21 protein-coding genes are annotated in these 25,227 nt (G+C 69.8%); 20 read left to right on the top strand and 1 reads right to left on the bottom strand.

The genetic code is table 11. From position 1 onward, the window contains the following. The first annotated feature begins 90 nt into the window (after nucleotides 1-90). From rsmH to dnaE, 19 genes are all read left to right on the top strand, one after another. Complete coding sequence (rsmH, locus tag SOM11_RS04040) at nucleotides 91-1,041, top strand: 16S rRNA (cytosine(1402)-N(4))-methyltransferase RsmH (RefSeq protein ID WP_320477239.1); 951 nt, start codon at nucleotides 91-93, stop codon at nucleotides 1,039-1,041. Beyond that, the gene (locus SOM11_RS04035; RefSeq protein ID WP_320477238.1) at nucleotides 1,038-1,736 is read left to right on the top strand and encodes a hypothetical protein; all 699 of its coding nucleotides are present in this window, start codon (nucleotides 1,038-1,040) and stop codon (nucleotides 1,734-1,736) included. Before rsmH ends, SOM11_RS04035 begins: the two co-directional genes overlap by 4 nt. 74 nt (nucleotides 1,737-1,810) lie before the next feature. After that, nucleotides 1,811-3,598: a peptidoglycan D,D-transpeptidase FtsI family protein gene (locus tag SOM11_RS04030; protein WP_243213974.1), complete on the top strand. Its 1,788-nt coding sequence runs from the start codon at nucleotides 1,811-1,813 to the stop codon at nucleotides 3,596-3,598. A gap of 14 nt (nucleotides 3,599-3,612) precedes the next feature. Further along, entirely contained in the window at nucleotides 3,613-5,163 is a 1,551-nt protein-coding gene (locus SOM11_RS04025; protein ID WP_192060450.1) for a Mur ligase family protein, read from the top strand. Then, nucleotides 5,160-6,560 (top strand): UDP-N-acetylmuramoyl-tripeptide--D-alanyl-D-alanine ligase, encoded by a 1,401-nt coding sequence (locus SOM11_RS04020; RefSeq protein ID WP_192060449.1) that lies wholly within the window; start codon nucleotides 5,160-5,162, stop codon nucleotides 6,558-6,560. The genes SOM11_RS04025 and SOM11_RS04020 overlap by 4 nt, the downstream gene beginning before the upstream one ends. After that, complete coding sequence (mraY, locus tag SOM11_RS04015) at nucleotides 6,557-7,660, top strand: phospho-N-acetylmuramoyl-pentapeptide-transferase (protein ID WP_192060448.1); 1,104 nt, start codon at nucleotides 6,557-6,559, stop codon at nucleotides 7,658-7,660. Before SOM11_RS04020 ends, mraY begins: the two co-directional genes overlap by 4 nt. After that, nucleotides 7,657-9,225, top strand: a complete 1,569-nt coding sequence (murD, locus tag SOM11_RS04010; RefSeq protein WP_320477237.1) for a UDP-N-acetylmuramoyl-L-alanine--D-glutamate ligase — start codon at nucleotides 7,657-7,659, stop codon at nucleotides 9,223-9,225. The genes mraY and murD overlap by 4 nt, the downstream gene beginning before the upstream one ends. Further along, complete coding sequence (gene ftsW, locus SOM11_RS04005) at nucleotides 9,218-10,489, top strand: putative lipid II flippase FtsW (RefSeq protein WP_243213977.1); 1,272 nt, start codon at nucleotides 9,218-9,220, stop codon at nucleotides 10,487-10,489. The genes murD and ftsW overlap by 8 nt, the downstream gene beginning before the upstream one ends. After that, nucleotides 10,486-11,619 carry a UDP-N-acetylglucosamine--N-acetylmuramyl-(pentapeptide) pyrophosphoryl-undecaprenol N-acetylglucosamine transferase gene (locus SOM11_RS04000; RefSeq protein WP_320477236.1) on the top strand — a complete coding sequence of 378 codons (1,134 nt, stop codon included), beginning with the start codon at nucleotides 10,486-10,488 and terminating at the stop codon, nucleotides 11,617-11,619. The genes ftsW and SOM11_RS04000 overlap by 4 nt, the downstream gene beginning before the upstream one ends. Next, nucleotides 11,616-13,046, top strand: coding sequence for a UDP-N-acetylmuramate--L-alanine ligase (murC, locus tag SOM11_RS03995; protein ID WP_192060444.1), 1,431 nt, complete (start codon nucleotides 11,616-11,618; stop codon nucleotides 13,044-13,046). Before SOM11_RS04000 ends, murC begins: the two co-directional genes overlap by 4 nt. A 448-nt stretch (nucleotides 13,047-13,494) precedes the next feature. Next, nucleotides 13,495-14,226, top strand: a complete 732-nt coding sequence (locus tag SOM11_RS03990; protein WP_243213979.1) for an FtsQ-type POTRA domain-containing protein — start codon at nucleotides 13,495-13,497, stop codon at nucleotides 14,224-14,226. A 137-nt stretch (nucleotides 14,227-14,363) separates the two neighbouring features. Further along, complete coding sequence (gene ftsZ / locus SOM11_RS03985) at nucleotides 14,364-15,527, top strand: cell division protein FtsZ (protein WP_320477235.1); 1,164 nt, start codon at nucleotides 14,364-14,366, stop codon at nucleotides 15,525-15,527. Nucleotides 15,528-15,529: 2 nt separating this feature from the next. After that, nucleotides 15,530-16,228 (top strand): YggS family pyridoxal phosphate-dependent enzyme, encoded by a 699-nt coding sequence (locus tag SOM11_RS03980; RefSeq protein ID WP_320477234.1) that lies wholly within the window; start codon nucleotides 15,530-15,532, stop codon nucleotides 16,226-16,228. Between the two features lie 35 nt (nucleotides 16,229-16,263). Continuing rightward, a complete protein-coding gene (locus tag SOM11_RS03975) occupies nucleotides 16,264-16,797 on the top strand; it encodes a cell division protein SepF (RefSeq protein ID WP_192060440.1) in 534 nt (177 codons plus the stop codon). A gap of 80 nt (nucleotides 16,798-16,877) precedes the next feature. Continuing rightward, on the top strand, nucleotides 16,878-17,171 hold the full coding sequence (locus tag SOM11_RS03970) for a YggT family protein (protein WP_192060439.1): 294 nt from the start codon (nucleotides 16,878-16,880) through the stop codon (nucleotides 17,169-17,171). 230 nt (nucleotides 17,172-17,401) lie between these two features. Beyond that, nucleotides 17,402-18,148 carry a DivIVA domain-containing protein gene (locus SOM11_RS03965; RefSeq protein ID WP_192060438.1) on the top strand — a complete coding sequence of 249 codons (747 nt, stop codon included), beginning with the start codon at nucleotides 17,402-17,404 and terminating at the stop codon, nucleotides 18,146-18,148. 4 nt (nucleotides 18,149-18,152) lie between these two features. Continuing rightward, nucleotides 18,153-18,764: a signal peptidase II gene (lspA, locus tag SOM11_RS03960; RefSeq protein WP_320477233.1), complete on the top strand. Its 612-nt coding sequence runs from the start codon at nucleotides 18,153-18,155 to the stop codon at nucleotides 18,762-18,764. After that, nucleotides 18,761-19,684 carry an RluA family pseudouridine synthase gene (locus SOM11_RS03955; RefSeq protein WP_320477232.1) on the top strand — a complete coding sequence of 308 codons (924 nt, stop codon included), beginning with the start codon at nucleotides 18,761-18,763 and terminating at the stop codon, nucleotides 19,682-19,684. The genes lspA and SOM11_RS03955 overlap by 4 nt, the downstream gene beginning before the upstream one ends. A gap of 98 nt (nucleotides 19,685-19,782) precedes the next feature. Further along, nucleotides 19,783-23,244 carry a DNA polymerase III subunit alpha gene (gene dnaE / locus SOM11_RS03950; RefSeq protein ID WP_192060601.1) on the top strand — a complete coding sequence of 1,154 codons (3,462 nt, stop codon included), beginning with the start codon at nucleotides 19,783-19,785 and terminating at the stop codon, nucleotides 23,242-23,244. A 39-nt stretch (nucleotides 23,245-23,283) separates the two neighbouring features. Here dnaE and SOM11_RS03945 read toward each other — a convergent pair whose 3' ends face one another. Continuing rightward, nucleotides 23,284-23,820 (bottom strand): flavin reductase family protein, encoded by a 537-nt coding sequence (locus tag SOM11_RS03945; RefSeq protein ID WP_320477231.1) that lies wholly within the window; start codon nucleotides 23,818-23,820, stop codon nucleotides 23,284-23,286. A gap of 89 nt (nucleotides 23,821-23,909) precedes the next feature. Between SOM11_RS03945 and hisD the strand changes: the two genes are divergently transcribed. Continuing rightward, the gene (gene hisD / locus SOM11_RS03940; RefSeq protein ID WP_320477230.1) at nucleotides 23,910-25,220 is read left to right on the top strand and encodes a histidinol dehydrogenase; all 1,311 of its coding nucleotides are present in this window, start codon (nucleotides 23,910-23,912) and stop codon (nucleotides 25,218-25,220) included. Nucleotides 25,221-25,227: the final 7 nt, after the last annotated feature.

Here is a 25,227-nt window from a genome sequence, read left to right as displayed (position 1 = left end):
GACTCCCAGCCGTCCGCCCTGGCGCACCTTCCCCGGTGCCAGGTCGGGACGGATGGGGATCAGGGCCTGAGAACACGAGCCGACATCGCCATGGCAGAACAGATCCACACCCCCGTCCTCCTCGACCGCACGCTCGAGCTGCTCGCCCCGTCGCTCGGTCGACCGGGCGCCGTCGCCGTCGACTGCACGCTCGGCATGGGTGGTCACACCGAGGCCCTGCTCGCGAGATTTCCCGAGCTGACGGTCGTCGGCCTCGACCGCGACACGCAGGCCCTCGAGATCGCCGGCGATCGTCTGCGGCCCTTCGGCGACCGCGCCAGGCTCGTGCACACGACCTACGACGGCATCGGCGACGCGCTCGACGGCCTGGGCATCGGCACGGTCGACGGAGTGCTCTTCGACCTCGGGGTGTCGTCGTTGCAGCTCGACCGGGTCGAGCGCGGCTTCTCGTACTCGAAGGACGCACCGCTCGACATGCGGATGGACCCGACGTCCGAGGTCACGGCCGAGACGATCCTCGCCGAGTACCCCGAGTCCGAGCTCCGACGCATCTTCTACCAGTACGGCGAAGAGAAGCTGGCTCCCCGCTACGCCCGTCGCATCGTCGAAGGTCGCGTCGACTCGCCGCTGACCCGCAGCGGCGAGCTGGTCGACCTCCTCGTCGCCGCCACGCCGATGGCCCTTCAGCGCGCGGGTCACCCTGCCAAGCGGGTCTTCCAGGCCCTCCGGATCGAGGTCAACGGCGAGCTCGCCTCCCTCGAGGCGGCCGTACCCATCGCCCTCGACCGGCTGGGGGAGTCTGGCCGCATGGTCGTGCTCGCCTACCAGTCCCTCGAAGACCGCTTCGTCAAGCGCGAGCTGGCGGCCCGCACGACTTCGACGGCGCCGCAGGGCCTGCCCGTCGAGCTCCCCGAGCACCGCCCCGAGTTCCGACTCCTCGTCCGCGGAGCCGAACTGGCCTCAGCGGAAGAGATCGACCGGAACCCCCGGGCCAAACCCGTGCGCCTCCGCGCAGCCGAACGAATCCGGAGATCAGCATGAGCAGCCAGTTCGCCCTCGTCGACCCGACGCCCCTCGTCGACGCAGCTCCCGGCCCCCGTGCTCGGCCGGTCGAGATCGTCGCCAGCCGCGCGCAACGGCGGGCCCGGCCGAAGATCGCCTACGCACTCGTCGCAACGGCGGCCCTCTTCGTCCTCCTCCTCGCGCAGCTGGCCATCAGCATCGCGTTGAGCGACGGGGCCTACAAGATCTCGGCGCTCCAAGCCTCGCAGACCGAGCTCACGCGTGACCAGCAGAAGTACTCCGAGCGCCTCGACGTGCTGTCGTCTCCGCAGAACCTGGCGAACAACGCCGAGGAGCTGGGGATGGTGCGGAACTCCAACCCCGTCTACCTCGATCCCTCCACCGGGGTGGTGCACGGTCAGCCGTCACCCGCCGACGGTGAGGCCGATGGCACCGACAATCTCATCCCCAACACCCTCCTCGACGGCGTCCCCCTGGCGACCGCTCCCGAGAAGGCGGCACCGGCCGAGGCCGCACCGGCCGAGGTCGCGCCGTCCGTCGCGGCCGCAGGCGCGGGTGACTCGGGCACCTCGGCGTCCGACACGACGGTCGCCTCCGCGGGGTCGGCCGCGTCGGCGACCGACTCCGCAGTGGCGGGCGCGCCGAGCGAGGGATCGCCCGAGCAGTCGGTAGCGTCTGACCCGAATCAGCTGGCGGCTCCGCAGACCCGTTAGCGGTATCCCCGTCCGGGCCACCGGACGACGACAGCGGTCGGGGCAGCACGGCCCGCCGCGGTGAGGAATCCTTCGTGAACGCAACACCCCGCAGCCGCCGGCTTCGAGCGACCCTGGCCATGGCCCTCGTGATCGCGCTGATCGGGGTGTTCGTCGTCCGACTTGCCGACATCCAGCTCGTCCAGGCGGCCGAGCTGAACGACCAGTCGCAGAACAAGCGCGAGATCAGCCAGGTCATCTACGGAGATCGCGGCGACATCCTGGCCTCCGACGGCACGGTCCTCGCCGGCAGCGTGACGCGTTACAACATCACCGCGGCACCGGCATTCGCCAAGACGCGGACGATCACGGAGAAGGACGCGGACGGCGAGAAGACGAAGAAGACGCTCACCGTCGAGCAGGTCATGGCCCAGGTGGCCGAGATCACCGGCGGCGACGCCGACGCGATGTACGAGAGCATCACGAAAGACCCCACCGCGAACTTCGCGTACCTCGTCAAGGGGGTCGACGTCGACGCCTTCCGCGCCGTCCGCGATCTGAAGAACAGCGGCATCTCCTACCTCTACTACGAGCGCCAGTCGGCTCGGACGTATCCCAACGGATCGGTGGCCGGCAACCTGACCGGGTTCATCGGCACGGACGGTCCGCAGGCGGGCCTCGAGCTCAGCGCCGACCAGTGCCTGGCCGGCACGGACGGAAGCCAGATCTATGAACGAGGCGCCGACGGGGTCCAGCTGCCCGGCAGCACCGTGACCGACAAGGCAGCCGTCCCCGGCGGTGCGCTCACGCTGTCGATCGACAAGGATCTCCAGTACATGACGCAGCAGTCGCTCGCCGAGCAGGCGCAGGCCATCGGGGCCGAGTCGGCGACGGCGGTCGTCATGAAGGCCGACACCGCCGCGCTCCTCGCCGTGGCCGACTACCCGGCCGTCGACCCGAACGACGTCGACGGCACGGATGTGGATGACCTCGGATCGAAGGCGTTCACCGCTTCCTACGAGCCCGGGTCCACGTTCAAGGCGATGACCGCGGCCATGCTCCTCGACTCCGGCACGGCCACCCCGACGAGCCCGGCCACGGTGCCCTACTCGCGCAGCTTCCCCTGGGGTGGCTCGATCCACGACGCGGTGTTCCACCCGACCGAGAACCTCACGCTCACCGGCATCCTCCGCGACTCGTCGAACGTCGGCATCTCGCTGCTCGGCGAGAACCTGCCGGCGCAGGCCAGGTACGACTACATGCTGAAGTTCGGGCTCAACGAGCCCACGGGCGTGGGGTTCCTCGGCGAGCCCACGCAGGGCGTCCGCAACGTCTCCGACTGGGATCAGCAGACCAGCATCAACTCCATGTTCGGGCAGGGCGTCTCCACCACGGCCGTGCACCTGGCGAGCGTCTTCCAGACCCTCGCCAACCACGGTCAGCGGCTTCCCGTGAACCTGGTGCAGAAGTGCACGGCACCCGACGGCTCGGTGTCTCAGACGCCGAGCGCCGAGGGCACCCAGGTCGTCTCGTCGTACGCGGCGGATACGACGGTGAACATGCTCGAGAAGGTCGTCAGCGACGGCGACCTCAAAGACGTCCTGACCATCCCCGGCTACCGTGTCGCGGCCAAGACCGGAACCGCCGAAGTGGCGAAGTCGGACGGCACGGGCTACGGTTCGGACCGCATCGTGTCGGTCGCCGGCATCGCCCCCGCCGAAGACCCGCAGTTCGTCGTCGTCGTGACCTTCACGAAGCCCAGTACCATCAAGACGTCGGCCGCCGCGGCGCCGACCTTCAACAAGATCATGTCCCAGGCCCTCGAGATGTACCGCGTCCCTCCGTCGACGGAGCCGGCACCGGACATCGCCGAGACCTGGTGAGAGAAGAGGATTCATTGAACGCCCGGATCCCCCCGGTCCTCCGACCGGAACATCCGTCGGCGAGGTCCCTCGCCCAACTGGTCAGCGAGTTCGGACTCGAGCACGAGGGCTCCCTCGACGGCATCGAAGTCACGGGCGTCACGCTGAGCACGGCGGACCTCCACCCCGGCGACCTGTACGTCGGCATGCCCGGCGCGCACCGACACGGTGCCGAGTTCGCCGCCCAGGCCCGTGAGGGCGGTGCGGTGGCTCTGCTCACCGACCAGGCCGGTCTCGACATCGCGCGCGAGTCGGGCCTGCCCGTCGTGCTGGTCGACTCGCCGCGCGCCGCCCTCGGCGACGTGTCCGCCTGGATCTACCGCACGGGCGGCGAGGGCTCACCCCTGCTGTTCGCCGTCACCGGCACGAACGGCAAGACCTCGACGTCGTACCTGCTCGAGGGCATCCTCCGCCAGCTCGGGCTCGTCACCGGTCTGAGCAGCACCGCCGAGAGGCACATCGGCGACCTCACGGTCGTCAGCCGACTCACCACGCCCGAGGCGAGCGAGATGCACGCCCTCCTCGCCCGGATGCGCGAGAGCGAGGTCCGTGCGGTCGCCGTCGAGGTGAGCGCCCAGGCTCTCAGCCGCAATCGCGTCGACGGGCTGGTCTTCGACGTGGCCGCATTCACGAACCTCAGTCACGACCACCTCGACGACTACGCCGACATGGAGGAGTACTTCCATGCGAAGCTGCCGCTCTTCCAACCCGATCGGGCGAAGCGCGCCGTCATCTCCCTCGACTCGCCTTACGGTCAGCGCGTCGTCGACAACGCCCGCATCCCGCTGACGACGATCACGGTCCTGCCCGACGTCGAGGCGGACTGGACGGTCGAGATCGTCGACGAGCAGGCGGCCTACACCGAGTTCCGCCTGACCGGCCCCGAGAACCGGTCGCTCGTGACGAGGGTGCCGCTCATCGGCTGGCACATGGTCGCCAACGCGGCGCTCGCGATCGTCATGCTCGTCGAGGCGGGCTTCGAGCTCGGGGCGATCGCCCAGGCGCTCGAGACGGAGGGCGGCATCGTCGCGTACCTGCCCGGTCGCACCGAGCGCGTCTCCGGCGACAGAGGGCCCAGCGTGTACGTCGACTTCGGGCACAGCCCCGACGCCTTCCTGACCACCCTCGCCGCGGTCCGGCGCTTCACCACCGGCAAGGTCGTCATGCTCTTCGGCGCGGACGGCGACCGCGACACCACCAAGCGCGGCGAGATGGCCCGCGTCGCAGCCGCCGGTTCCGACATCCTGGTCGTCACCGATCACCACCCGCGGTTCGAAGACCCCGCAGCCATCCGACGCACGCTCGTCGACGCTGCGCGCGAGGCCTACCCCGAGCACGAGATCCACGAGGTGAGTCCGCCCGAGGCGGCCATCCGTGCCGCCGTGGCGCTGGCGGGCGAGGGCGACTCGATCCTCTGGGCAGGCCCCGGTCACCAGGACTACCGCGACATCCGGGGTGAGCGCACGCCCTACTCGGCGCGCGATGAGGCCCGTGCGGCCCTGCGTGAGGCCGGGTGGGCCGAATGATCGCGCTGACCGCTCACGAGATCGCCGAGATCACCGGCGGAGCACTCGGCGGCGCCGTCGTCGACGGGCTCGTCCTCGACGGCTCCGTCGAGACGGACTCGCGTCTCGTCACCCCGGGGTCGATCTTCTTCGCCCTGCGCGGAGAGGTCACCGACGGTCACCTCTTCGTCGACGCCGCAGTCTCCAACGGGGCCGCGCTCGTCGTCGCCGAGCAGCCGGTCGAGACCGATGTCCCGACGGTCGTCGTCGGCGACGGCGTCGTGGCGCTCTCGCGTCTGGCCGCTGCCGTCGTCGAGCGCGTGCGTCGTCACGGCCGGCTCAAGGTCGTGGGCATCACCGGCTCGAACGGCAAGACGAGCACGAAGAACATGCTCCGCGCCATCCTGTCGGACATCGCTCCGACGGTCGCTCCCGAGGGGTCCTTCAACAACCACGTCGGCGCACCGATCTCGATGCTGCGCATCGACGACTCGACCGAGTACCTCGTGGTCGAGATGGGCGCTGCCGGCCCGGGTGAGATCGCTCGTCTGGTCGACATCGCCCGCCCCGACACGGGCGTCGTGCTCAAGGTGGGGCTCGCTCACGCCGGCGGCTTCGGCGGGATCGAGGGCACTCGTGCCGCCAAGGCCGAGATGGTGACGGACCTCCCCGAGTCGGGCACCGCCGTGCTGAACGCCGATGACGAGCGCGTGGCCGGCATGGCGTCCGTCACGGCGGCACGCGTGGTCACCTTCGGGCAGAGCCCGACGGCCGACTACCGGGCGTCCGACGTCGACGTCACGGCCGGGGGAACCACCTTCGTCTTCGAGCACGGCGACCTGCGTCGCCGTGTCGCTCTGCGCATCCTCGGCGAGCATCACGTGATGAACGCCCTGGCCGCGCTCACCGTCGTGGGCGAGTGGGGCGTCGATCTCGATCGAGCGGCCACCGTCCTCGAGGGCGTGGCCCGAGCCGAGCGCTGGCGCATGGAGCTCTTCGAGGCACCGGGCGGGGTCGCCGTCGTCAACGACGCGTACAACGCGAGTCCCGATTCCGTCGCGGCCGCCCTCAAGACCCTCGCCCAGATCACGCCCACCGACGGCCGATCCATCGCCGTCCTCGGCGAGATGGCCGAGCTGGGCGAGTTCGCCCGTGACGAGCACGACCGCATCGGCCGCCTCGTCGTGCGTCTCAACATCTCGCAGCTGATCGTGGTCGGTCAGGCCGCGCGGCACATCCACATGGCAGCTGGGCTCGAGGGCTCCTGGGACGGAGAATCACTGCTCGTGGACACCATCGACGAGGCGTACGACCTCCTCCATCCCGGACTCCGCACCGGCGACGTCGTGCTCGTGAAGTCGTCCAAGTCCGCGGGGCTCAGGTTCCTCGGAGACCGTCTCGCGGGGGTCGACGCATGATCGCCCTCCTGATCGCGGGAGCCGTCTCCCTCGTCTTCACGCTGCTGATGACGCCTCTGTTCATCAAGCTGTTCCACCGTCTCGGCTGGGGCCAGTTCATCCGCGACGACGGTCCGCAGTCGCACCACACGAAGCGCGGCACCGCCACGATGGGCGGCATCGTCCTCATCCTCGGCACGGTGATCGGCTACTTCGTCGGCCATCTCGTCGCACAGGACGAGCTGACCTCGAGCGGTCTGCTCGTGCTGTTCCTCATGGTGGGTCTCGGGGCCGTGGGCTTCCTCGACGACTTCCTGAAGGTGCGCAACCAGCGCAGTCTCGGTCTCGGCGGCTGGGCGAAGATCATCGGTCAGGTCGTCGTGGGCGCGGTGTTCGCGATCCTCGCCCTCTCGTTCCCGAACGAGAACGGTCTGACGCCCGCGTCGACGAAGATCTCGGGGATCCGCGACATCCCGTGGCTCGACTTCATGTTCTTCGGCAGCATCATCGGCGGTGGGCTCTTCCTGATCTGGGTCGTGCTGATCACCGTCAGCACGTCGAACGGCGTGAACGTCGCCGACGGGCTCGACGGTCTGGCGACCGGATCCTCCATCCTCGCCATCGCGTCGTACATCTTCATCGGCTTCTGGCAGTTCAACCAGTCGTGCTTCAGCACGCGCCTCGACGAGACGACGCGATCCGCCTGCTACACGGTCGCCAACCCGCTCGACCTCGCCGTGGTAGCCGCGGCCATCTGCGGCGGTCTGATCGGCTTCCTGTGGTGGAACACCTCCCCGGCGCAGATCTTCCTCGGCGACACCGGGTCGCTCGGTCTCGGCGGCGCCCTCGCCGCCCTGGCGATCCTCAGCCGCACCGAGCTGCTCCTCGTGCTCATCGGCGGCCTGTTCATCGTCGTCACCGGTTCGGTCATCCTCCAGCGGGCGTACTTCAAGCTCACCAAGGGCAAGCGGATCTTCCTGATGAGTCCGCTGCATCACCACTTCGAGCTGAAGGGCTGGGCCGAGGTCACGGTGGTCGTCCGGTTCTGGATCATCGCCGGGCTCTTCGTCGCCGCCGGCGTCGGCGTGTTCTACCTCGAATGGATCTCCCGCACCTCATGACCGACGCACCTCTCGACGGCGGACCCGCCCAGCGCCTCCTCGGTCTCGACAGCTGGCACGCCGACTGGTCGGGTCTCCGGGTGGCCGTCCTCGGGCTGGGGGTCACCGGCTTCTCGGTGGCCGACACCCTGACCGAGCTCGGCGCACGCGTCGTGGTGCTCGCGCCGGCCGTCGACGACGATCGCGCCGAGCTCCTCGACCTGATCGGGGCGGAGCTGCTGATCGAACCCGAGATGTCGACCGCTCCGGAGGCGCTGGTCGCCTTCGCCCCCGAGGTCGTCGTCGTCTCGCCGGGATTCGCGCCGCACCACCCGCTCGTCCGCTGGGCGAACGAGAGCGGGGCAGCCGTCTGGGGCGACGTCGAGCTGGCGTGGCGCGTCCGCGACAAGACCTCGTGGGTCGCCGAGTGGCTCCTGGTCACCGGCACCAACGGCAAGACGACCACCACGCAGCTCGCGACGGCGATGGCCGTCGCCGACGGCAGGCGGGCCGCTGCGGTCGGAAACATCGGCGTGCCGGTGCTCGACGCGGTGCGCGACCCCGAGGGTCACGATCTGTTCGTCGTCGAGCTCTCGAGTCACCAGCTGCACAGCCTGCCGCTCGACGGCCCCGGCGCGCTGCGGCCGCTCGCGGCCGTCTGCCTGAATCTCGAGGACGACCACCTCGAGTGGCACGGGGGCGCCGACGCCTACCGGGACGCGAAGGCGAAGGTCTACTCGAACGCCGTCCGCGCCTGCGTCTACAACAAGGGCGACGACGCCACACGGCGCATGGTCGAAGACGCCGACGTCGCCGAGGGCTGCCGTGCGATCGGCTTCGGCCTGTCGGCGCCCGGTCCGAGCGACTTCGGCGTGGTGTCCGGCGACGACGGGGGAGTCCTCGTCGACCGTGCGTTCCTGGCGGCCCGCCGGACGAGCGCGCTCGAGCTGACCACGACGACGGCCCTCGACGAGGTCGGCCTCGGCGCCGATCACCTCGTCGCCGACGTGCTCGCGGCCGCCGCACTGGTCCGGGCCGCGGGTGTCGACCCGGTGTCGATCAAGACCGCGCTGGCGGGGTTCCGGGTCGACCACCACCGGATGGAGGTCGTGGGCGAGGCCGACGGCGTCACGTGGGTGGACGACTCGAAGGCGACGAATCCGCATGCGGCGCGCGCCTCCCTTGCTGCCTTCCCGTCGGTCGTGTGGATCGTCGGCGGCGTGTTCAAGGGCGTCGACGTCGAACCGCTCGTCGAGGAGTCCGTCGACCGGGTCCGTGCCGCGGTCGTGATCGGCACCGACCGGCTGGGCATCGTCCAGGCCTTCGCGCGACACGCGCCCGACATGCCCGTCTTCGAGGTCGAGGCGACCGACACTGAGCAGGTGATGCCGACGGCCGTGAGGCTGGCGGCCGAGGCCGCGCAGGCCGGCGATGTCGTCCTGCTGGCCCCGGCGGCGGCATCGTTCGATCAGTTCAGCGACTACACCGCGCGCGGCAGGGCATTCTCCTCCGCCGTCCACGACCACTCGGGAGGCACGGCCGATGGCCCATCCACCGTCCAGCCTCCCGCGTCGCCGCTTGGCTGACCTCACCGGGCGCCGCTCCCGCCCGACGACCGATCCGGGTGCCGACACCGACTCGACCGACCCGTCGGGGCGCCCCGCCGCGGCGGTCGTCGCGGTGAAGCGTCTGTTCGCGGCCGAGACCGGCTCGTTCTTCGTGATCCTCGGCACGACCCTGTTCCTCGTCGTCCTGGGTCTCGTCATGGTCCTCTCGTCGTCGTCGGTGGAGTCGTACATCGCCTCCGGTCAGACCTCGTTCTTCGGATCGTTCGTGCGCCAGGGGATCTACGCCGCGGTCGGCATCCCGCTGATGCTGATCGTCTCGCGCGTCCCCATCTGGTTCTGGAAGCGCTGGGCATGGCAGATCCTCGGCGCGACCCTCGTGCTCCAGCTGCTCGTCTTCACCGGTCTCGGCATCGAGGTCGGCGGCAACCGCAACTGGATCGACCTCGGCTCGTTCACCGCTCAGCCGTCCGAGGCCGTCAAACTCGCCCTCGCCATCTGGCTCGGCATGATCCTCGCCGTCAAGCGCGACCTCCTCGACGACTGGCGCCACCTGGCCATCCCGCTGGTGCCCGTCGTGCTCGTCGCGGTCGGCCTGGTCGTCGCCGGAGGAGACCTCGGCACGACCATGGTCATGCTGCTGCTCGTGTTCGGGGCCGTCTGGTTCGCCGGCATCAAGCTGCGCTACCTGCTCATCCCCATCGCCCTCCTGGCCGTGGTCGTCCCGATGATCGCGTTCGGATCGGTGTCGCGCAACGACCGGATCGCGGCCTGGATGGCCGGCTGCAGCGACGACAGCGCCTATCAGGGCATCTGCTGGCAGTCCCTGCACGGCACCTGGGCGCTCGCCTCGGGCGGGCTCTTCGGGGTCGGGCTCGGCAACTCGAAGGCGAAGTGGTCGTGGCTGCCCGAGGCGGACAACGACTTCATCTTCGCCGTGCTCGGCGAAGAGCTCGGCCTGATCGGCGCGGTCGTCGTCCTGGCCCTCTTCGTCGTGCTGGCCATCGCGTTCATCAAGATCATCCGCAAGACGCGCGACCCGTTCGTGCGCGTCGTCACGGGGGCCATCGCGGCCTGGATCGTCGGACAGGCCCTCATCAACATCGCCGTCGTGCTCGGCCTGCTGCCGGTGCTCGGGGTGCCCCTGCCGTTGATCTCGGCGGGCGGGTCCGCTCTGATCGTCACCCTGGTGGCGATCGGCGTCGTCCTCTCGTTCGCCCGGTATCCGGAGGAGTCGGAGCCGAGCCCGACCGTCGGTCGTCAACGAGTAGGGTCTCTCCGGTGACGACGTACCTTCTCGCCGGCGGAGGAACCGCCGGGCATGTGAACCCGCTCCTGGCCGTGGCCGACCGCATCCGCCTCCGCGAGCCCGATGCCGTCGTGCTCGTGCTCGGAACGGCCGAGGGCCTCGAGGCGCGGCTCGTCCCGCTCCGGGGCTACGAGCTGCTGACCGTCCCCCGTCTGCCGTTCCCGCGTCGACCCTCGGCGGCCGCTCTGCGATTCCCTTCTCGGCTGGTCCAGGCGGTCCAGGGTGTTCGAGAGCTCCTCAGGCGACACCGCGTCGACGTCGTCGTCGGATTCGGCGGGTACGCGTCCGCCCCGGCCTACGTGGCGGCGTGGCGATCGAAGGTCCCCTTCGTCGTGCACGAGGCCAATGCGAAGCCGGGCATCGCGAACGTCCTCGGCTCGTACCTGACCTCGCACGTCGGAACGGTCTTCCGCTCGACATCGCTCCGTCACGGCCGCCAGGTGGGCATGCCGCTGCGCCACGAGATCGAGACCCTCGACCGTCGGGCCAGCCGCTCCGAGGCCGTGGCGGAGTTCGGGCTCGACGAGTCGAAGCCCACGCTTCTGGTCACCGGGGGGTCGAGCGGTGCGAAGCGCATCAACGAGACCATGTCGACGGCCGCAGCCTCCGTGCTCGGCGCCGGCTGGCAGATCCTCCACATCACCGGGGCGAAGTCGGATCTGGGGCCGAGCGACCTGCCCGACCACCACCTCCTGCGCTACTGCGACCGCATGGACCTCGCACTGTCCGCCGCCGACTTCGTCGTGTCCCGTTCGGGCTCGGCGACGGTGAGCGAGCTCACCGCCCTCGGTCTGCCCTCCGTGCTCGTGCCCTACCCGGTCGGCAACGGCGAGCAGCGCCACAACGCGACCGACGTCGTCCAGGCCGGAGGCGCGGTGCTGGTCGTCGACGCCGACTTCACACCCGAGTGGGTCGCCTCGACCCTCGTGCCTCTGCTCCTCGACCGTTCGCGGATCGCCGACATGGCGGTGCAGGCGTCGACGGTCGGAGTCCTCGACGGCACCGACCGCACCGTCGACCTCGTGGTCGACGCGGCGCGACCTCGAGACCGATCCACCGCCGACGCACCGGCGAGAACCCCCGCGACGAACGACGAGAACTCATGATCAAGCCCGACCTCAGCCAGCAGATCCCGACCGAACTCGGTCACGTCCACTTCGTCGGCATCGGCGGATCGGGCATGAGCGGCATCGCCCGGGTGTTCCTCGCGGCCGGGCACGAGGTGACCGGCTCGGACATCCGCGACACTCCCGGGGTCCAGGCCCTGCGCGATCTCGGCGCCACCGTGTCGATCGGCCACGACGCCGCCAATCTCGGCGACGCCGACACCCTCGTGGTGACCGGGGCGCTCTGGCAGGACAATCCCGAGTATCGGGCCGCCCTCGCCAAGGGGCTCCCCGTGCTGCACCGCTCGCAGGCGCTCGCCTGGCTGATCGGCGGTCAGCGCCTGGTCTCCGTCGCCGGCGCGCACGGCAAGACGACGTCCACCGGGATGATCGTGACCGCGCTCCTGGCGGCCGGCCGCGACCCCAGCTTCGTCAACGGGGGAGTCATCCAGTCCCTCGGCGTGAGTGCTCGGGGCGGCACGGAGGAGCTCGTGGTCGTCGAGGCCGACGAGTCCGACGGCTCGTTCCTGCTCTACGACACCTCCGTCGCGCTCGTCACCAACGTCGACGCCGACCACCTCGACCACTACGGCTCGCATGAGGCGTTCGACGAGGCCTTCGTGCAGTTCGCCGGTGCGGCTTCCGAACTCGTCGTCATCTCCAGCGACGACCCCGGCGCCCGCCGGGTCCGAGCCGCGCTCGAGCACTCGAACGTCGTCACCTTCGGACTCGACGCCGGGGCCGACGTGCGTCTGAGCGACGTCGCGACGGTCGGACCGGTGTCGTTCACCCTGCATCACGCCGGCACCGAGCGCCCCGTCCAGCTGAGGGTGCCCGGGGTGCACAACGCCGTCAACGCGGCGGGTGCCTTCGCCGTGCTGATCGGCCTCGGCGTCGACCCCGAGGCGGCGGTCGCCGGACTCGAGACCTTCGGTGGCACGGAGCGCCGCTTCGAGCTGCACGGCACCGTCGCCGGGGTCAGCGTCTACGACGACTACGCCCACCACCCGACAGAGGTGGCGGCGGCGCTGCAGGCGGCGCGGTCCGTCGTGGGCGACGGGCGGCTCATCGCCGTGCACCAGCCGCACCTCTACAGCCGCACCCGCATGATGGCCGGAGAGTTCGCCGAGACCTACGAGTCGCTCGCCGACCACACGATCGTCCTCGACGTCTACGGCGCGCGGGAGGACCCCGAGCCGGGAGTCACGGGCGCCCTGGTCTCCGAGCGCTTCGCCGACCCCTCGCGGGTCGACTTCGTCTCCGACTGGCAGGCCGCCGCCGTGCGCACGGCCGAGGTCGCCCGCGACGGCGACTTCGTCATCACGCTCGGCTGCGGCGATGTGTACCGCATCGTGCCGCAGCTGCTCGCCGCGCTCGACGCGGGCGCCGCGCCCGTCGATCCCGTGTCGGAAAAGACCGGAGCGTGACTCGACCGACCAGCCCCGGCGTCAGGGACCGGTCGTGAAGCGGCCCGAGGGATTCGACCCCTCGGCCCGCCCCGCGCCGAGATCCGACGCGCCGAACGGAGGCGAGACCCCGGGGGCTGCATCCGACGGGCCAGGCGAGGGATCCACCCCGGGTCGTCTGCGATCCCGGCTGGGTGCGCTGCGCCTCCCCGGTTCACGGGACGACTCGTCGCGACCGGTCGACCCCGGGGAGGAATCCGGCGCCGACGGGTCGGCATCGGCCTCGATGTCCGACCGTCGACCGTCGGGCGGCGACGGTGACAGCGCAGCGGATGGACCGCGGCCGACGAAGAGCGAGCCGTCGGAGCCCGTGAGCCTGCCGACGCGCGACACGTCGCGCGACGAGGCGCGTCGTCGAGCGTCCGACGCCCGGCGGGCGAGTCGGCGTGCGTCCCGGCAGAGGAGGCGCGTGGAGCGTCTCGAGGTCCGCCGCTTCACCCGTCGGTCGAGGCACCGTCGGGCGACCTGGACCTCGGTCGCGGTCGTGGCCGCACTGCTCGGAGCATCCGTCGGCGTCGCCGTCTTCTCGCCCCTCCTCTCGTTGCAGACGATCACGGTCGACGGCACCGACCGGGTCGACGCGGCCGCGGTGCAGGCGGCCGTCGACGACCAGCTGGGTACGCCTCTGGCCCGCATCGACTTCGACCGAATCACGCGCGAGCTGGAGGCGTTCCCGCTGATCGCCAGCTACGTGACCGAGACCGCGCCTCCCCACACCCTGGTGATCCGCATCACCGAGCGTCAACCCATCGCGACGGTGGCGGACGGCGACGCGTTCGAGCTCGTCGACCCGGCGGGCATCGTCGTGCAGCGCCTCGACGCGCGTCAGGAGGGCGTGCCCCTCGTCGACGTCGCCGGGGCCCCGCTCGACGGCACGGCCTTCCGTGCGTCGACGGAGGTGCTGCTGGCCCTGCCCGCCGCCCTCCGATCGACGGTGGACCGGGTGACGGCGTCGACGGCCGACGATGTGACGTTGACCCTCACCACAGGTCAGCGGGTCGTCTGGGGGAGCGACGAGCACTCCGACCGCAAGGCGGAGGTCCTCGCCGGTCTGATGGCCGATCAGGCTTCGAGAGACGCCTCCGCCTCGGTCGAGTACGACGTCTCGGCGCCCGACAACGGCATCATCCGACCCATCTGACCATGCCGTTCGCGACACGCCTGCCACGATGTTGTCGGGTCCCGGTCGCGGCACATACCTTGTGACTGCATAACTTGCATACCATGTACAACCTTAACCTTCAACTTACGAGTTAAGGTTTCAGCGGAGGCCCGGACGTGACAACGAACCATAACTACCTAGCCGTGATCAAGGTCGTCGGTGTCGGCGGCGGTGGCGTCAACGCCGTCAACCGCATGATCGAACTCGGGCTCCGCGGAGTCGAGTTCATCGCGATCAACACCGACGCCCAGGCGCTCCTGCTCAGCGACGCCGACGTGAAGCTCGACGTCGGACGCGAGCTGACCCGCGGTCTCGGTGCGGGCGCCGACCCCGAGGTGGGTCGCCGCGCGGCGGAGGACCACGCGGAAGAGATCGAAGAGGCCCTCGCAGGCGCCGACATGGTCTTCGTCACGGCGGGTGAGGGTGGCGGCACCGGCACGGGCGGCGCCCCGGTCGTCGCGCGCATCGCGAAGTCGATCGGCGCACTCACCATCGGCGTCGTCACGAAGCCCTTCGGCTTCGAGGGCAAGCGCCGCCAGGCGCAGGCCGAGGCCGGGGTCGCCGCGCTGAAGGACGAGGTCGACACCCTCATCGTCGTCCCCAACGACCGTCTGCTCGAGATCAGCGAACGCGGCATCAGCATGGTCGAGGCGTTCGGCACGGCCGACCAGGTGCTGCTCGCCGGCGTCCAGGGCATCACCGACCTCATCACGACCCCCGGTCTGATCAACCTCGACTTCGCCGACGTCAAGTCGGTCATGCAGGGAGCCGGCTCGGCGCTGATGGGCATCGGCTCGTCGCGCGGTGCCGACCGGGCGATCAAGGCGGCCGAGCTGGCCGTCGCGTCGCCTCTGCTCGAGGCGAGCATCGACGGCGCCCACGGCGTGCTGCTCTCCATCCAGGGCGGTTCGAACCTCGGAATCTTCGAGATCAACGACGCGGCCCGCCTGGTCCAGGAGGCCGTGCACGCCGAGGCCAACATCATCTTCGGCGCCGTCATCGACGACACCCTGGGCGACGAGGTCCGGGTCACGGTCATCGCCGCGGGCTTCGACGGCGGAGAGCCCTCCACCAAGACGAAGGAGCGCCGCTCGAGCTTCGTCGAGTCCGAGGCTCCCGCGTCGGCGTCCGTCCCCGGCGTCTCCGCCATCGCCGACAGCGGTGCGACGCACGACACGCCGTCCTGGAAGCGCCCCGACGACACCGCGTCCACCCAGGCCGCCGACCCCGTCTTCGACGACGGAGACGACGACCTGGACGTGCCCGACTTCCTCAAGTAGGGGTGTCGGTCGAACCCGCCGTCGGCGGTGACCTCGAGGCTCGCCTCGCCCGGGTCGCCGCCGACGTCGGCGATGCCGTCCGGGCCGCCGGTCGTCGGCCCGACGAGGTCACGACGATCGTCGTCACGAAGTTCCACCCGGCGGAGCTCGTCTGGAGGCTCTACGACCTCGGGGTCCGAGACGTCGGTGAGAACCGCCACCAGGAGGCGCAGGTCAAGGCGGCGGACCTCTCCGGTCTCGAGGGTCTCCGCTGGCACTTCGTCGGGCAGCTGCAGTCCAAGAAGGCGCGTCAGGCCCGTCGGTACGCCGCGGCGGTCCACTCGCTCGACCGGGCGAGCGTCGTCGACGCGCTGGCCGCCGACGACGGCGCACTCGTCGACGGGTTCGTCCAGGTCAACCTCACCGACGATCCGGGTCGCGGCGGTGTCGCACCCGCCGACGTCGAGGCTCTGGCCGAACGCATCGTGTCGACGCCCGGCCTGCGGCTGCGCGGCGTCATGGCCGTGGCCCCGCTCGACGAGCCGGCGCGACCGGCCTTCGCGCGCCTCCGGGACATCTCCGACCGGGTGCGTTCGATCGCGCCCGAGGCCGGCGACATCTCGGCGGGGATGTCCGGCGACTTCGCCCAGGCCGTCGCGGAAGGCGCGACACACCTACGAATCGGCACGGCAATCACGGGAATGCGGCCGCCTGCTCGTTAATGTCGGGGGAGACGTCCACGATCCGGAGGAAACACATGGCCAACCCGCTGCGCAAGACGATGGTCTACCTGGGCCTCGCCGACGAAGAACTCGAGTACGACGAGCAGACGCCCGCCGCTGCCGCTCCGACGCAGCCCGCCCGCCAGCCCTCCGCCGCGGCGACGTCGCCCGTGGCTCCGGTCGCCCCGGTGGCCGCACCGGCTCCCACCGCACCTCGCGCTCCCGTGACGCCCCTGCGTCGCGCCTCGACCACCACCACGACGAAGAACACGGTGCCTCACGACATGAACGAGATCCTCACGGTCCACCCGCGCGAGTACAAGGACGCCCAGGCCATCGCCGAGAGCTTCCGCGACGGGATCCCCGTCATCATCAACCTCTCGCAGATGACCGAGGCCGACGCCCGTCGTCTCGTCGACTTCGCGAGTGGCCTCTCGCAGGGGCTGTACGGCAAGATCGAGCGCGTCACCAACAAGGTGTTCCTGCTCTCGCCCGCGCACATCGCCGTCAGCGGCGAGCAGGCTGAGGTAGAGTCCGACATCGAGGCGTCCTTCTTCGCCCAGTCCTGACGGGTCGAGGCGCCGCCGCCACGCCGTCCTCTCTGAACGCGGTACGACCGCGCCGACTCGTGTGAGCTGATGACACCCCGATGATCGTTTCTCTGATCGCCACGATCGCCTACTACCTGCTGCTCCTGTTCTTCCTGATGATGTGGGCTCGCTTCGTCCTCGACCTGGCTCAGTCGTTCAGCCGCGGGTGGCGACCTCGCGGCCCGGTCCTCGTGCTCGCCGAGGTGACCTACACCGTGACCGACCCGCCCATCAGGGCGGTGCGGAAGGTGCTGCCGCCGGTGCGACTCGGCTCGGTCGCCCTGGACTTCGGCTGGAGTCTGATCATGCTCGCCGTCATCATCCTCATGAGCGTGACGTCCTACCTCCGCTGACGGCGGCACGCCGCGTCGCTGCACCCGCATCTCTGATGTTCGCTACGGTATACATGAACGTCGGGTGCCCCGACCGGCTCCGAGACTCCGTCCCGGCGTCTCGCGGCACCACAGCACGACCCATGCGACAGCACGACCCATACGTCGGTCACGCCACACGGCGACCGGTACAGACCACGATCGACTGAGACCACGATCAATCGATCCACGAGATTCACGAGGTGACGGCAATGGCTTTGACGCCTGAAGACGTAGTCAACAAGCGGTTCCAGCCGACGAAGTTCCGCGAGGGCTACGACCAAGACGAGGTCGACGACTTCCTCGACGAGGTGGTCGCAGAACTTCGTCGCCTCAACCAGGAGAACGACGAGCTGCGTCAGCGTCTCGACTCGGGCGAGTCCCGCGACGACGAGGGCCAGGCGCCTGCTCCGGTCTCCGCCGTCGCAGCGCCTGTCGCGCCGACTCCGGCCTCGGTCCCCGCACCCGAGCCCGCACCGGCCCCCGAGCCCGCCGTCGCCGCGGTCGTCGCACCCGCCGCGCCGGCCTACGTCGGTCCGTCGGCCGACGAGACCGAGAGCACCAACAACCTCCTGCAGCTGGCTCGCCGCCTGCACGAAGAGCACGTCCGCGAGGGCGTCGAGAAGCGCGACGCGCTGATCGCCGAGGGTCACTCCACCGCGGCACGCGTCGTTGCCGAGGGCGAGGCCAAGAAGCGCGAGCTCGTCTCCGACGCCGAGACCCGAGCCCGCGACGTCGTCCAGACAGCCGAGGCCGAGAAGCGCGAGACCCTCGAGAAGCTCGCCACCGAGCGCACGGGACTCGAGCGTCGGATCGACGACCTCCGCACGTTCGAGCGCGACTACCGTCAGAAGCTCAAGAGCTACATCGAGGGTCAGCTGCGCGAGCTCGACGGAGAGTCGACCGGCGAGAACCAGCCGGTCGCCCCCGCCAGCGCGCAGGGCTTCGGGTCCAACTAAGGTCTTGGCACCCGACACCCCCTCGACGAAGGTCAGCGTCCGCCTCCTGGCGGCGCTGGCCTTCGTCGCTGTCTGCGTCTACGCGGCAGACCAGCTCACCAAGCACCTCGTGACCACGACGATGACCGAGGGCAGCACCATCGACGTCGTCGGCACCTTCTTCCAGCTCCACTTCGTCAAGAACCCGGGCGCGGCGTTCTCTCTCGCCAGCGGTTCCACCTGGATCTTCTCCCTCGCCGCCGCGGCGGTCGTCGTGGCGATCATCGTCTTCGCCCGTCGCATCCGCTCGAGCGCCTGGGCCGTCATGCTCGGCATGCTCCTCGGCGGCACGCTCGGCAACCTCACCGACCGTCTCTTCCGCGAACCGTCGTTCGGCATGGGGCACGTGATCGACTTCCTGTACTTCCCGGACCTCCTGCCGGCCATCTTCAACGTCGCCGACATCTTCATCGTGTCGAGCATGGGCCTGCTGCTGCTGCTGACCCTCGTCGGGGTCAACCTCGACGGCACCCGTGTGCTCTCGAAGAAGAGGCAGCGCGAGCTCGACCGCGAGGCGGAGGACGCCGCGTCGACCGGCACCGCGCCTCCTGTCGACGCCCCGGTGGACCGCTCGTGAGCGAGTACCGTTCGCTGCCCGTGCCCGACGGTCTGGCAGGCGAGAGGGTCGATGCGGCCCTGGCCAAGCTGCTCGGCTTCAGCCGGACGTTCGCCGTCGAGGTCGTGAGCGCCGGAGGCGTGACCGTCGACTCCCGAACGGTCGGCAAGTCCGACCGGCTCGAGGCGGGCTCATGGCTCGAGGTCGAGTGGACCCCGAGAGAAGGCCCCTCGATCGTCGCGCTGGACGTGCCCGGCATGGGCATCGTCCACGACGACGACGAGATCGTCGTGGTCGACAAGCCCGTGGGGGTCGCCGCCCATCCGTCCGTCGGCTGGACGGGTCCGACCGTGCTCGGCGGTCTCGTGGCCGCGGGTTTCGCCATCGCGACCTCGGGCGCCGCCGAACGGGCGGGGATCGTCCACCGACTCGACGTGGGCACCAGCGGTCTCATGGTGGTAGCCAAGACGGAGCGCGCCTACACCGTGCTGAAGCAGGCCTTCCGCGAGCGGACGGTCGACAAGATCTACAACGCCGTCGTGCAGGGGCACCCCGATCCCCTGACCGGGACGATCGACGCTCCGATCGGCCGTCATCCGTCGTCGGACTGGAAGTTCGCCGTCGTCGTCGACGGGAAGCCCTCCGTCACGCACTACGAGACCGTCGAGGCCTTCCCCTCGGCCTCCCTGCTCGAGATCCATCTCGAGACCGGGCGGACGCACCAGATCCGCGTGCACATGTCGGCGCAGCGCCACCCCTGCGTGGGCGACACGACGTACGGGGCCGACCCGACGCTGTCCGCCAAGCTCGGGCTGACCCGGCAGTGGCTGCACGCCGTGAGTCTCGGATTCCGGCACCCGGGCACGGGCGAGCAGGTCGTCTACCGGTCCGACCATCCCGCCGATCTTCGACACGCGCTCGATGTCCTCGGTGAGAGTTAGGCTGTTCCTCCAGCAGTCAGATCCACCATCAGACGGGGAGCCTCTTGGCCTCGAGCAACGACTCATTCGTCCACCTGCACGTCCACAGCGAGTACTCGATGCTCGACGGTGCCGCGAGGGTCACACCGCTGGTCACGGAGGCCGCCGCGCAGGGCATGCCCGCCGTTGCGGTCACCGACCACGGCAACGTGTTCGGCGCCTTCGAATTCTGGAAGTCCGCGACCGACGCCGGCGTGAAGCCGATCATCGGCACCGAGGCCTACATCACACCCGGCACGCACCGCAGCGACAAGACGCGGGTGCGCTGGGGCGACGGCGGTCGTGACGACGTCTCGGGCGCCGGCGCGTACACGCACATGACCCTGCTGGCCGAGAACACCGGGGGCATGCACAACCTCTTCCGGCTGTCGTCGAGGGCATCGCTCGAGGGGTACTACTTCAAGCCCCGCATGGACCGCGAGCTGCTGTCCCAGTACGGCAAGGGGCTGATCGCCACCACGGGCTGCCCGAGCGGCGAGGTGCAGACCCGCCTTCGACTGGGTCAGTACGACGAGGCCGTCAAGGCCGCCTCCGACTTCCGCGACATCTTCGGGCGTGAGAACTACTTCGCCGAGATCATGGATCACGGTCTCGGCATCGAGCGGCGGATCATGGGCGATCTGCTCAGACTGGCGAAAGACCTCGATCTGCCCCTCGTGGCGACGAACGACCTGCACTACACCCACGAGCACGATGCGACGAGTCATGCGGCGTTGCTGTGCGTGCAGTCCGGCTCGACGCTGAACGACCCGAACCGCTTCAAGTTCGACGCCGACGAGTTCTACCTCAAGACCGCCCAGCAGATGCGTCACCTGTTCCGCGACCACCCCGAGGCCTGCGACAACACGCTGCTCATCGCCGAGCGATGCGACGTGCAGTTCAACACCTCCGCGAACTACATGCCGCGTTACCCCGTGCCCGAGGGTGAGACGGAAGAGACCTGGTTCATCAAAGAGGTCGAGAAGGGCCTCGTCTACCGCTACCCGAACGGGATCCCCGACGACGTCCGCAAGCAGGCGGAGTACGAGATCGGCGTCATCGCCGGCATGGGGTTCCCCGGGTACTTCCTCGTCGTCGCCGACTTCATCAACTGGTCGAAGGAGAACGGCATCCGCGTCGGGCCGGGTCGAGGCTCGGGCGCCGGTTCGATGGCGGCCTACGCCATGCGCATCACCGACCTCGACCCGCTGCGGCACGGCCTCATCTTCGAGCGGTTCCTCAACCCCGACCGCGTCTCGATGCCCGACTTCGACGTCGACTTCGACGACCGTCGCCGGGGCGAGGTCATCCAGTACGTCACCGAGAAGTACGGCGACGAGCGGGTGGCGCAGATCGTCACGTACGGCACCATCAAGGCCAAGCAGGCGCTGAAAGACAGCTCGCGGGTGCTGGGATTCCCGTTCGGGATGGGCGAGAAGCTCACGAAGGCCATGCCTCCGGCCATCATGGGCAAGGACATCCCGCTCACCGGCATCTTCGACAAGCAGCACGACCGGTACAAAGAAGCGGGCGACATCCGTGCGGTCGTGGAGTCCGATCCGGAGGCGCGCACGGTCTTCGACACGGCACTCGGACTCGAGGGCCTGAAGCGGCAGTGGGGCGTCCACGCCGCCGGTGTCATCATGTCGAGCGATCCGCTGCTCGACATCATCCCCATCATGAAGCGCGAGCAGGACGGCCAGATCGTCACGCAGTTCGACTACCCCGCCTGCGAGTCGCTCGGTCTGATCAAGATGGACTTCCTGGGGTTGCGGAACCTCACGATCATCAACGACGCCCTCGACAACATCAAGACGAACCGCGACTTCGACCTGGTGCTCGAAGACCTCGAGCTCGACGACGCCGGCGCTTACGAGCTCCTGGCCTCGGGCGACACCCTGGGCGTCTTCCAGCTCGACGGCGGGCCGATGCGCGGTCTGCTCCGCCTGATGAAGCCCGACAACTTCGAGGACATCTCGGCCGTCATCGCGCTGTACCGACCAGGACCCATGGGTGCGAACTCGCACACGAACTACGCCCTCCGCAAGAACGGGCTGCAAGAGATCACGGCCATCCACCCCGAGCTGGAAGAGCCCCTGTCCGAGGTCCTCGGCGGCACCTACGGTCTGATCATCTACCAGGAGCAGGTGATGAGCGTCGCGCAGAAGCTCGCCGGCTTCTCGCTCGGTCAGGCCGACATCCTCCGTCGTGCCATGGGCAAGAAGAAGAAGTCCGAACTGGACAAGCAGTTCGCGGGCTTCTCGCAGGGCATGGCCGACAACGGCTACTCGCCGGAGGCCGTGCAGAAGATCTGGGACATCCTGCTGCCGTTCTCCGACTACGCGTTCAACAAGGCGCACTCGGCGGCCTACGGCGTCGTCTCGTACTGGACGGCCTATCTGAAGGCGCACTACCCCGCCGAGTACATGGCCGCGCTGCTGACGAGCGTCGGCGACTCGCGCGACAAGCTCGGTCTCTATCTGAACGAGTGCCGACGGATGGGCATCAAGGTGCTGCCACCGGACGTCAACGAGTCGATCGGGTTCTTCGCCGCCGTCGGCGACGACATCCGCTTCGGCATGGGCGCCGTGCGCAACGTGGGGTTCAACGTCGTCGACCACATCATCGCGGCCCGCCAGAAGGAGGGCGCGTTCACGACGTTCCACGACTTCCTGCGCAAGGTGCCGCTGCCGGTCACCAACAAGCGCACGGTCGAGTCGCTGGTCAAGGCCGGAGCCTTCGACACCCTGGGCTCGACTCGACGGGCGCTGGTCGAGGTCCACGAGTCGGCGGTCGAGGCGGCGGTCAGCGAGAAGCGCGCCGAGGCGAACGGCCAGGTCGGCTTCGACTTCGACAGCCTGTGGGACGAGCCGGCCGACGTGCAGCAGGTGCCCGAGCGACCGGAGTGGTCGAAGCGCGACAAGCTCGCCTTCGAGCGCGACATGCTGGGTCTCTACGTGTCGGACCACCCGTTGGCCGGGCTCGAGCTGCCCTTGGCGAAGCACGCCCAGACGACGGTCACGGATCTTCTGGCGAGCGACGCCTCGATGGACGGCGAGACCGTCACCATCGCGGGGCTGATCACGAGCGTGCAGCACCGGGTCGCGCGCAACAGCGGCAACCCGTACGGCATCATCACCGTCGAGGACTTCGGCGGTGAGATCACCGCGATGTTCCTGGGCAAGACCTATCAGGAGTTCGGCCCGACGCTGGTCGGCGACTCCATCATCGTCCTCAAAGGCCGGGTCAGCCTCCGCGACGACGGCATGAACCTCCACGCGGTCAGCATGTTCAGCCCCGATCTCGGCGCCGGCGTCAACCACGGGCCCCTCGTGCTGCAGATGCCCGAGTACCGTGCGACCACCGACACGGTGACGGAGCTGGCCGCGGTGCTCGGGCGCCACTCCGGGGGCACGGAGGTGCGCCTCCGTCTGCTCAAGGGCGACAACGCGCGCACCTTCGAGATCCCCATGCCGGTCGACATCACGGCCGACCTGTTCGGCGAGCTGAAGAGCCTGCTCGGCCCGGGCTGCCTGGTCTGAACCGGGCCACCGGTCGGTCGGTCGACCGGTGGCCCGGTCCTACTGGTCGACCGGCCGGCCGGGTGTGAGGTATCGGCGGTCGTGGTAGAGCAGGGCGTCGTCGTCGAGACCCGTTCCGCCGCCTTCGACACGGACCACGACGACGGCGTTGCCCTCGACGGGGAGTCGCTCGACGATGCGACCGCTGAACCAGGCCGTGACGCCCCGCATCAGTGGGAGTCCACCGGGCCCCACGAGCCAGTCGTCGTCGTCCGCGAAGCGCATCGCCGCCGGCCCCGCCATGCGCCGAGCAGCCTGCTCGTTCCGCGCGCCGAGCAGATGCACGATCACATCCTCGACCTCGGACACCGCACGCCAGGAGCTGGCCGTGCGGGCCATGTTGAAGGTCGCCAACGGGGGACTCGCGGCCAGAGAGGCCAGGGAGGTGGCGGTGAAACCCACCGGGCTCCCGTCGGACGCGCGGGTCGTCACGATGGCGACCCCGGCGGCGTGGCGGCGGAAGGCCTCGCGGAAGGCGAGGACGTCCTCGCCCGGCGATTGGGCGGGGCGGGGGTCCGCCTGCTGGGGCTCCGTCATGACAGGGGTGCGCCTCCTCGGCTTCGAGCGTCGTCTCCGGCGGTGCCCTCAGGACCTCGAGGCGGCACCATGACTAGGCTGGGGCGGTCATGATCCAGACCACAGACCTCCGCGGAACACACCCTACCCACGCCGACCTCCTCGACCTCGTACCCCGTGCGCGGGCGGACGTCAGCACCGCCTCGGAGGCCGCGGCGCGCCTCGTCGCCGATGTCCGAGAACGGGGCGCCGACGCGCTGCGCGATCAGGCCGAGCGCTTCGACGGCGTCCGCACCGAGACGTTCCGGGTGTCGGCCGACGAGATCGCCGCCGCCGTCGCGGGGCTCGATCCGCTCGTGCGCGAGGCGCTCGAGGAGTCCATCGCCCGCGTCACCGAGGGCAGTCGGGCGCAGATCCCGGCGGGCACGGTGACCCGGCCCGCCGACGGCGCCGTCATCGAGCAGCGCTGGCAGCCCGTGACCCGCGCCGGCGTGTACGTGCCCGGCGGCAAGGCCGTCTACCCCTCGAGCGTCGTCATGAACGTCGTGCCGGCCCAGGTCGCGGGCGTCGAGTCGATCGCGGTGGTGAGTCCCGCCCAGCGCGAGTTCGGCGGCGGGGTCCACCCGGTCATCCTCGGCGCCGCAGGGCTGCTCGGCGTCGACGAGGTCTACGCCATGGGCGGGGCGGGGTCGATCGGCGCGTTGGCCTACGGCGTTCCCGAGATCGGCCTCGAGCCGGTCCAGGTCATCACCGGGCCGGGCAACAACTTCGTCGCGGCGGCCAAGCAGATCGTCCGCGGCCACGTCGGGATCGACGCCGTCGCCGGCGCCACCGAGATCCTCGTCATCGCCGACGGCTCGGCCGATCCGGTGCTCGTCGCCGTCGACCTCATCAGCCAGGCCGAGCACGACGAGGAGGCCGCCGCCGTCCTCGTCACCGACTCCGCCGACCTCGTCGACGAGGTGCGACGCGAGCTCGAGCGCCTGGTGCCCCTGACGATGAGCGCCGAGAGGGTCCGGGTGGCCCTCGCCGGGCGGCAGTCGGCCCTCGTCATCGTCGACGACATGACGGCCGCCGTCGCGTTCAGCAACGCCTACGGCCCGGAGCACCTCGAGATCCAGACCCGCGACGACGAGGCCGTGCTGCGTTCGATCACGAGCGCCGGCGCCGTCTTCGTCGGGAGCAGCACGCCGGTCAGCCTGGGCGACTACCTGGCGGGCTCGAACCATGTCCTCCCGACCGGCGGCCAGGCGCGCTTCTCGTCGGGTCTCGGCGCCTACACGTTCCTGCGTCCGCAGCAGATCGTCCGCTACGACGAGTCGGCCCTGGCCGTCGTCGCCGACCGCCTCGTCGCCCTGTCGCGCGCCGAGCTCCTGCCCGCGCACGGCGAGGCCGTGGCGGCGCGCATCCGACGCCCCTGACCCGCGC

Source organism: Frigoribacterium sp. CFBP9029 (genome assembly GCF_034045305.1).
In the GTDB taxonomy this organism is placed as follows: Bacteria; Actinomycetota; Actinomycetes; order Actinomycetales; family Microbacteriaceae; genus Frigoribacterium.
This window is presented reverse-complemented; position numbering and strand designations above follow the sequence as displayed.

Excerpts from the sequence above, each read along its gene's own strand:
- rsmH (WP_320477239.1), top strand. The coding sequence starts at position 91 with ATGGCAGAACAGATCCACACCCCCGTCCTCCTCGACCGCACGCTCGAG.
- SOM11_RS04035 (WP_320477238.1), top strand. The coding sequence starts at position 1,038 with ATGAGCAGCCAGTTCGCCCTCGTCGACCCGACGCCCCTCGTCGACGCA.
- SOM11_RS04020 (WP_192060449.1), top strand. The coding sequence starts at position 5,160 with ATGATCGCGCTGACCGCTCACGAGATCGCCGAGATCACCGGCGGAGCA.
- mraY (WP_192060448.1), top strand. The coding sequence starts at position 6,557 with ATGATCGCCCTCCTGATCGCGGGAGCCGTCTCCCTCGTCTTCACGCTG.
- murD (WP_320477237.1), top strand. The coding sequence starts at position 7,657 with ATGACCGACGCACCTCTCGACGGCGGACCCGCCCAGCGCCTCCTCGGT.
- murC (WP_192060444.1), top strand. The coding sequence starts at position 11,616 with ATGATCAAGCCCGACCTCAGCCAGCAGATCCCGACCGAACTCGGTCAC.
- SOM11_RS03975 (WP_192060440.1), top strand. The coding sequence starts at position 16,264 with ATGGCCAACCCGCTGCGCAAGACGATGGTCTACCTGGGCCTCGCCGAC.
- SOM11_RS03970 (WP_192060439.1), top strand. The coding sequence starts at position 16,878 with ATGATCGTTTCTCTGATCGCCACGATCGCCTACTACCTGCTGCTCCTG.
- SOM11_RS03965 (WP_192060438.1), top strand. The coding sequence starts at position 17,402 with ATGGCTTTGACGCCTGAAGACGTAGTCAACAAGCGGTTCCAGCCGACG.
- dnaE (WP_192060601.1), top strand. The coding sequence starts at position 19,783 with ATGCTCGACGGTGCCGCGAGGGTCACACCGCTGGTCACGGAGGCCGCC.
- SOM11_RS03945 (WP_320477231.1), bottom strand. The coding sequence starts at position 23,820 with ATGACGGAGCCCCAGCAGGCGGACCCCCGCCCCGCCCAATCGCCGGGC.
- hisD (WP_320477230.1), top strand. The coding sequence starts at position 23,910 with ATGATCCAGACCACAGACCTCCGCGGAACACACCCTACCCACGCCGAC.